Origin of the sequence: Dyadobacter sp. (assembly GCF_039919315.1) — a bacterium.
Lineage (GTDB): Bacteria > Bacteroidota > Bacteroidia > Cytophagales > Spirosomataceae > Dyadobacter.
Map to the genome: position 1 here is coordinate 1 of NZ_JBDSFX010000016.1, position 7,420 is coordinate 7,420.

Below are 7,420 nucleotides of genomic sequence, written 5' to 3' on the forward strand. Positions count from 1 at the left end.
GTTTCGGGAAACAAAAGCTTCTCACATCCTTATGAAGCGGCTGCGAAAGGATGTTTTAAAGTACTGTTCGGGGCATCGAGTTATAAGAATTTCAACACGACCGACGTACCTCCGATGAAAATCCGGAATGTCGAAATCAAGGAAAACGGAACCGTCAAATACAGCTGGCCGCTGGATGAAATGGCTGGTAATAAAGCACCCGAACTTCATAAACAGGCCAGCGGACTAGCCTCCAACCCACTGTGGATCAAGAAAATGCACCACGACTGGAACCCGCTGAAAACGTTCGTCATAAATGGTCCGGCGAGGATAGCCTGCGACCAAGCTTCCGGTGTAGTACATGTGACGGGGCAGGATTCGCTGATCAGCTACCGGATCGCTACCGGGCAGATTACCCGCAGCGCATACAATCCGCAGTCATTTTTTATGGATAATCAAATCCTTTACGAAAAGACGACGGGCAAGATATACAACCTGTTTATTAATGAAAAAGAAGTCTCGTCTCTGGATTTGAAATTGGGTCAATGGGACAAGAATGTGGCTACTGCTTCATTAAGAACCCATTTTTTACATGCCAATAAATTTTACTCGCGGGCCGACTCGGCTATCTACATTTTAGGTGGTTACGGGCATCTGGAATATAAAGGCAATGTTCAGAAGTATGATCTCAAAACCGGCAGCTGGACTGATCTGAGCAGGAAAGATACGCTGTTTACACCCCGGTACCTGGCCTCGCTGGGACGTGTGGAGGGAGGTGCCTATGTGATAGGCGGCTACGGGAGCACGACCGGGAAGCAAATCCTGAACCCGCGCAACTGGTATGACCTGCTGTATTTCAATGCCAAAGACGCTACATTCCGACGGTTGCACAACCTGAAAATTCCGGGCGAAGATTTCGTTTTTGCCAATTCAATGGTCGTGAATGAAAAAGAGAAGTCGTTCTACGCATTGATTTTTCCAAAAGATAAATTCACCTCCGAACTGCAACTCGTCCGCGGGTCGCTGGAAAAACCTGAGTACCAATTGGTAGGCTCGAAAATCCCGTACCAATTCATTGATACTGACTCATTTGCAGACCTTTTCTTTGACCAGTACACCAATCGGTTTGTAGCAGTAACCCTTTTCAAAACGGACAAAAATCAGACCAGGGTATCCATTTACTCGCTTTACTCGCCTCCAATGGAAACCGTCGCTCCTGCCAAAACCGAGGCAGCACGTGCGAATGCGGATATCTGGTTAGTCGTCACGTCCGTGCTTCTGATAGCCGGTGTTTTTGTGTTTTTGAGATACAAGAGAAATAAAGCCAACAAAGACATTAAGACAGAACCAGTTGTTGTAAAACAATCAATTCAGCACATTTCCGAGGAGCAACTGAGGAATCCTATCGCTGACAAAATACCAGAACCGCGACTTTTTCCATTACAAAACAGCATTTTACTTTTCGGGAATTTTCAGATTTTCGATGAACAAGGCCACGAAATCACCAAGTCATTTACGCCTTTGCTGAAAGAGTTATTCCTGGTATTACTGCTTTTTTCCATCCGCCGCGAAGGTATCAGCTCCGAAAAACTGAAAGAGTTATTATGGTTTGATAAAAACACAGAAAGCGCCCGTAACAACCGGTCTGTGAATATTGCGAAGCTGAAAGGCATCCTGGACAAACTGAAACATTGCCACATCTCCAAAGAGACCGGCTACTGGCGGCTGAACATCGACGATGAGCAGATCCGGGTTGATTATGCCGGTTACCTCAACCTGGTTTCAGGCAAAAGGACATTGAGCAAAAGCGACATTACCGAGCTTGCCAACATTACCAAACGCGGCAGCTTCCTTTCCAATCAGGAATATGAGTGGCTTGATTCGTTCAAATCCGAGGTTTCCAATGAAATTGTGGACGCTTATTTGCGGTATGCATCCTCGGTAACCATTGCCGAAGATCCCGAATTCCTGATCAAACTGGCCAACTACATATTCTATTTCGATCCGGTGAACGAAGAGGCGATGACGATTAAATGCAAATCGCTGGCATATCTGGGCAAACATTCTCTGGCCAAGACCACATTTGAAAATTTTGCCCGGGAATACAGCCGCATTTACGGCGAGGAATTCCGGAAAGATATGCCAGAGGTTCTGCATTCGTAACACTCACTTATCGTACCGGTTTTTGCATTGAATAGCCTGGTTTGCCGTGAAACCACTTTGCACCCTGGCCAGTCAGCCACAGGTAATGGTCATTCGGCAGGTCCGCCTCGATACCGACGAATTTTCCGTCTGCATTCAAAGGAAGATCCCCTTCTTTTTTGGTCTTAAAAATGGCGGTACCCTCATCCACTTCATCAAACATTGCGACGTACAGAGCCTCGGCACCCGACACTTTGGCACCGGCGATTTGCTGCCACAAAAAGTCACCTTTTCCGCGCGGGATCTGGTTGTACAGCGACTTGTCATTTTTAAGGTTACCCCAGCTGAAACCCGGGAAAACCAGTGGCGCGTAGTCGATATTGTTGGTTTTGCACCAGGTAATGTCGGCAGGCAGATTAGTACCTGCCACGGCTGCATAGTTGCCAGCATTGTACCGCCCTACCGCCCAGGGCATGATCACGTCGGCACTTTTGATAACCGTATGAAGCAAGGTAGAGTTCTCGGTATCATTGCCCAGGCTGCGCCAGTAGTAAGGTACGCCCAGCAGGATCGAGGCCTTTTTGGTCGGGCCTTTTACCTTTTCAATCAATTTCTGAATGTCCGCGATCGTGTACTTTCTGCCGTCATTGAAGCCCACGCCCCATATCGCCAGCAGCGGACGACCATTGTGGCGTAGGTAAGTTGGGTTCTCTTTGTTATCAAAAAGTGCAAAGGTCTTTTGAAGTTCCTCCCAATCCTGCACAATGAAATCTATATCGGCAGAAGATATGCCGCTGAGATCGTACATGATGCTGATCGCGCGACTGTATTTTTTGGACGCTTTTAAAGCGTTTGCCAACACTTTGTTAAAATGCTTTTTGCCGCTCTCACCTTTTACTTCTCCCACAAAACGCTGCATGTAAACACCATCAATGTCATGCTCTTTCATCCATTTGAAATGCAGATCGACACTTTCTTCATCATAGGGACTGTACACTTTGGCGATTTCTCCATTCGCATATTTGAATGCAGTGTTATAGGTTTTAGGATAGTCAGTAACGTCCGGCCAGAAGTCAATGGAAGTAGAGCCCGGCTCGAACTTGCCGTTTTTTTGGTAATGATGCCAGCCACGGCCCGCCCCGTCGCCTTCCGCGGTAAACCAGCCCTGGTAGCCAGCCATGACGAGGCCTTTGTAACTGGTAAAAAGGACGCCGGTTTGGTCGTATTTCACTTCCTGGACGGGTTCGGGTTTGACGGTTTCCTTGTCATCGGTATCGGCACCGCTGCAACTGTAAGAAAGAAAAGGTAAGAGTATCAGGAAGTTTAGAAATTTCATGTTTATGTTTTTTGTTAAACGTTTAGGAGGAACAAGACTTACCAAGTCTTGAAGACTTGGCAAGTCTCGCTAGGAATTACAATGTCAACCGCACTGCTGTGGCATAATTGAACTTGGATTCGGGAGCGTCAATGATCGCCCCTACCCGGAAAAAGTACTGTCCGCCGGTTTTCAGCACATTACTATTGGCACTGACGTCCAATTCCAGTTTATAGGTTTTATTAGGATCAATGACCCCGTTTATTTCCTGCTCGATCAATGCGGTCCGCATCGGCTCGCCCACAGAAGGCTCGGGATGGGCATACAATCCGATCTTGCGAACATTGTTGATCACTGTTTGCTGCAACTTAAATGAGGCAACAACCTTACCGCCCGACTTCTCAATTTTCGCCTCTTTCACCCTGATGTAAGGCTGGACTTTGAAATCAAGCAACGTTTCACCGTCAACATTCACTTCCTGCGGCGCGAGTGGAACAAAATTCCCCCGAACCGGAGTAATGGTGTACATATTGGAGAAAATCAGGTTGTTGCGATAGCTACCATCATTTTTCACGATCATAGTTTGCTTGGTCTGAGACGCATAGCCATGCTCGATAAATTCAATGGTACTACCCCGGATAATGTCCTGCTCCACAGGTTCATTGGTGTCAATATCCAGAAAAGAACCATGCAACTGGGCATCAGGAGCAGGGTAATTGTCGATGCTGCAAGAGCCGGCGACGAGCATCAGTGCCAGAGCGGATATATAGGTTTTTATGTTTTTCATTGTTTGGGATCTTAATAGCTACTAGCTGTTAGCTATTAGCGTTTTCAGTTAGATACTTGTTTAATTTTCACCATAGCCAAAAAGTTAATTGCTAAAAGCTCATAGCTAATAGCCAACTCAATACTGTGGATTCTGAACCAGCCCATTCGCCCCGATTCCTGGAATGGAGCGGTAGTAATGCTTGTAATCGAAGGTCGATGGGTTGCTTCTTGCCACATTGGTACGGATGAAAATGTACTTGGCAGGAGTTACACGCAGGTCAAGTACGGGCAGGATGGAATGACGCATGGTATTGTTGAAGGTCGTGTGGTATTCACGTCTCCTGATCAGGTCCCAAAAGCGCTTATTCTCGAATGCCAGCTCTACCCTTCTTTCACGAACCACATTCTCAATGGTTAATGGAATATCAGTCTTATGAGCAGCACGATGGCGGATATCATTCAATGCTTTGGCACCTTTTGTTTTATCGCCCTGGCCGCTTTCAACAACTGCTTCGGCGTAGTTCAGGAGAATTTCGGCATAACGAAAATCTGCAAAATCAGTGATGCATTGGTTCCAGCCCGGTGCAACGTTGACACCTTCATTCAGGAATTTTTTAAAACTCACCCCAGTACGGGTGTTGTTTCCACCCCAGGTATCAAACCCAGAATATTGCGTTCTGTCAGCTGCGCCATAGGTATAGTAAGTTTTGCCATTGGCTGTAAAAGGCTCCCCGCCCATGATCTGCGCATTACCGTCGGGCTTCACAAATCCTGCCTGAATAATGATTTTCTGGCCTTTCCAGGCTGTTCCCGGTAGGATCATAGTTGCCCACATCCGTGCATCCTTACCCTGGAAAATTCCGTTAGCGTCGTCAAACCGTTTGTACTGCTTGGCTGCATTGTAACCATTGTAATCGGCGACATCACTTCCCGCAACTGACGTTATCAGCGGCGCGCTTTGGCCGGGTTTGTCGTAGCTTTCATAAGCATCCATTAACTCCAATGTAGGGTTCATGCGACCCGGGTGCGGCCAGCCATTCGCAGTCTGATTAGGCTGAAACCAGATCCCGTAGTTATGCCCCGTTCCTGCTCCCGGGCGCGCATAGCCTTTAATAAAAATGGCTTCCTCCGGCGCATTATTCGGATCTTCGAAAAGCAAACGGTAGTTATTGGCAGCTTCCTCCGGTGTTGCCGGTGACGGTTTGTACAGATTGTATTTCCCCGATGCCATGATCGCTTCCGATGCTTCCATCGAAGCTTTGTAATACTCAGCCGCCGTAGATTTATCCAATCCAACCAGTTTCTGATCCACGGCTGTTCCGGAGATCGGTGAGCGGTCGCCATACTTGGCAAGAGAGGCGGCATGCAGCGCAGCTCTCGATTTGAGGGCATAAGCTACCCATTTCGTAGCGCGTCTTTCGCCAGCTGGCCAGGAATCTGCAAGATTGGCGATCGCGATGTCGCATTCTTTTAATACAAAATCCCAGGTTTCCTTTTCTGTGCTTCTGGGTACTTTGAGCGCTTCCACATCACCTTCATATTTCTGCACGGCGGTGATGACAGGTACGCCTCCGTAACGTTTTGCCAGTGCAAAGTAGGCGTAGGCGCGGATGAAGGCGCTTTCTCCCACCAAAGCCTTGGTTTCATCTTCTGTTACTTCCAATGTAGGAATGATGTCGATCAGGATGTTGGTGTCGCGGATCAGTTTGTAACCCTGGTCCCACCATTGAAAATCCCCGTCACCTATAAAATCACCGAATTCAGTATGTACGGCCTCATCGGTGATCATGGCTGGCGCAAAACCTCCGTTGTTTTGGTCGCCGGTATTCCAGTTAAAACCCTGACGAAAGAACGTAAAATCCTCGATTGGGAGCTGGTAGTAGAGGTTTGCCATATAAAGCTTCACTCCTTCGGGATTAGAAAACAGGTCTTCTCCCCGTAATTTATCCAAAGGCTGTTTATCCAAAACATTTCCGCAGCTCAATGAGAACAGAAGAATAAACAGCAGTAATGTATGTTTAAAAAATTTCATTGTGCTTGCTGTTAAAATTTAACATTAATACCAAAGTTGTAGCTTCTTGTCACGGGGTAAGTGAGCCCTGCGCCAAACAAACCTTCGATTTTTTCCGGGTCAAAAGGCTTCACGAATGAGTCCGCCCAGGTGAAAATGTTGTGCGCATTAGCATACACACGTACGTCCTCGATACCGATCTTTTTCAACCAATCAAGTTTGATGGTGTAACCCAGCTGGGCACTTTTGAACCTCAGATAGGAAGCATCTTTCCGCCAGGCACTGCTTTCAGCATACATGGCACCTACATTATAGTTGAAACGCGAAGCCGGCCATTTGCCCGGAATCCACTCATCGTCACCAGACAATTGCCAGCGATCGTAGAAATATTCCGGCGTGTTTCCTCTGAATGCAAAAACCTCGGCGTACACTTCGCGGAACCGGACGCTGTATTTGCCCGAGCCCTGAAACAATGCGGTGAAATCAAAACCTTTCCAGGAAGCATTCAGCGTCACACCATAGTACATTTTGGGATCGCCACCGAAAAACAGCGGAGTTGCATCATTGCCATCGATCACACCATTACCATCCACGTCTTTGTAGCGAAAATCGCCCGGTAGCTCCCGCGTATTGCCCAGGTCGCCGTTTTGGATCGGTGCATAAATGACCTCATCCTTGTTCTGAAACTGGCCTTCCAGCTGATACGCCCACACCACATCATTCCAGCGGTTGGCCGCGCCGCCTCTCCATTTGTCCGTACTACTCAGGAAATCACCTCTTTCCACGTAGCGGTTCATGGTACGGGCGTAGTTGAAGTTTCCGGAAATCCCGTATTTGAAATCGCGTACCTGGCCGCTGTATGATGCGGAGAATTCTATTCCCCTCACGCGGTCACTGTTCAGATTTTCCTCAGGTAATGTTCCCCCAAATGTATTCGGTAACGATACATTTCGGCGGGCGAGCAATCCTTTCCGGTCTCTCTGATAAATGTCGAATGTAAAATCAATCTTATTGTCCCAAAGACCTACATCGACACCAATGTCCTGAATGTTAGACTTAAACCAAGTCAGTTTTTCGTTCACAATCGCCGGTGAGGCTGCGCCGGTGGTGTAGTTGCCGTTATTGAACTCATATCCGCCACCGCCTGTGAGCGAGAAGCCGGGTACGTACTGGAACGGTGCGCCTGCGTCAGCTCCCACGAGACC

At 47.7% G+C, this 7,420-nt stretch carries 4 protein-coding genes and 1 pseudogene; 1 reads left to right on the top strand and 4 read right to left on the bottom strand.

Translation table 11 applies throughout. The annotated features are described in order from the left end of the window. A partial coding sequence (locus tag ABIO93_RS04195; RefSeq protein ID WP_348064757.1) for a galactose oxidase occupies window positions 1–2,142 on the top strand: 2,142 nt, incomplete at its 5' end. 7 nt (window positions 2,143–2,149) lie between these two features. Here ABIO93_RS04195 and ABIO93_RS04200 read toward each other — a convergent pair. The 4 genes and pseudogenes from ABIO93_RS04200 to ABIO93_RS04215 form a co-directional block, all read right to left on the bottom strand. Further along, window positions 2,150–3,457 carry a glycoside hydrolase family 71/99-like protein gene (locus ABIO93_RS04200; protein ID WP_348064759.1) on the bottom strand — a complete coding sequence of 436 codons (1,308 nt, stop codon included), beginning with the start codon at window positions 3,455–3,457 and terminating at the stop codon, window positions 2,150–2,152. 76 nt (window positions 3,458–3,533) lie between these two features. Next, the gene (locus ABIO93_RS04205) at window positions 3,534–4,223 is read right to left on the bottom strand and encodes a DUF3823 domain-containing protein (protein ID WP_348064761.1); all 690 of its coding nucleotides are present in this window, start codon (window positions 4,221–4,223) and stop codon (window positions 3,534–3,536) included. Window positions 4,224–4,340: 117 nt separating this feature from the next. Next, window positions 4,341–6,236 (bottom strand): RagB/SusD family nutrient uptake outer membrane protein, encoded by a 1,896-nt coding sequence (locus ABIO93_RS04210; protein WP_348064763.1) that lies wholly within the window; start codon window positions 6,234–6,236, stop codon window positions 4,341–4,343. 11 nt (window positions 6,237–6,247) lie between these two features. After that, window positions 6,248–7,420: pseudogene (locus ABIO93_RS04215) on the bottom strand (SusC/RagA family TonB-linked outer membrane protein); the annotation flags it as partial.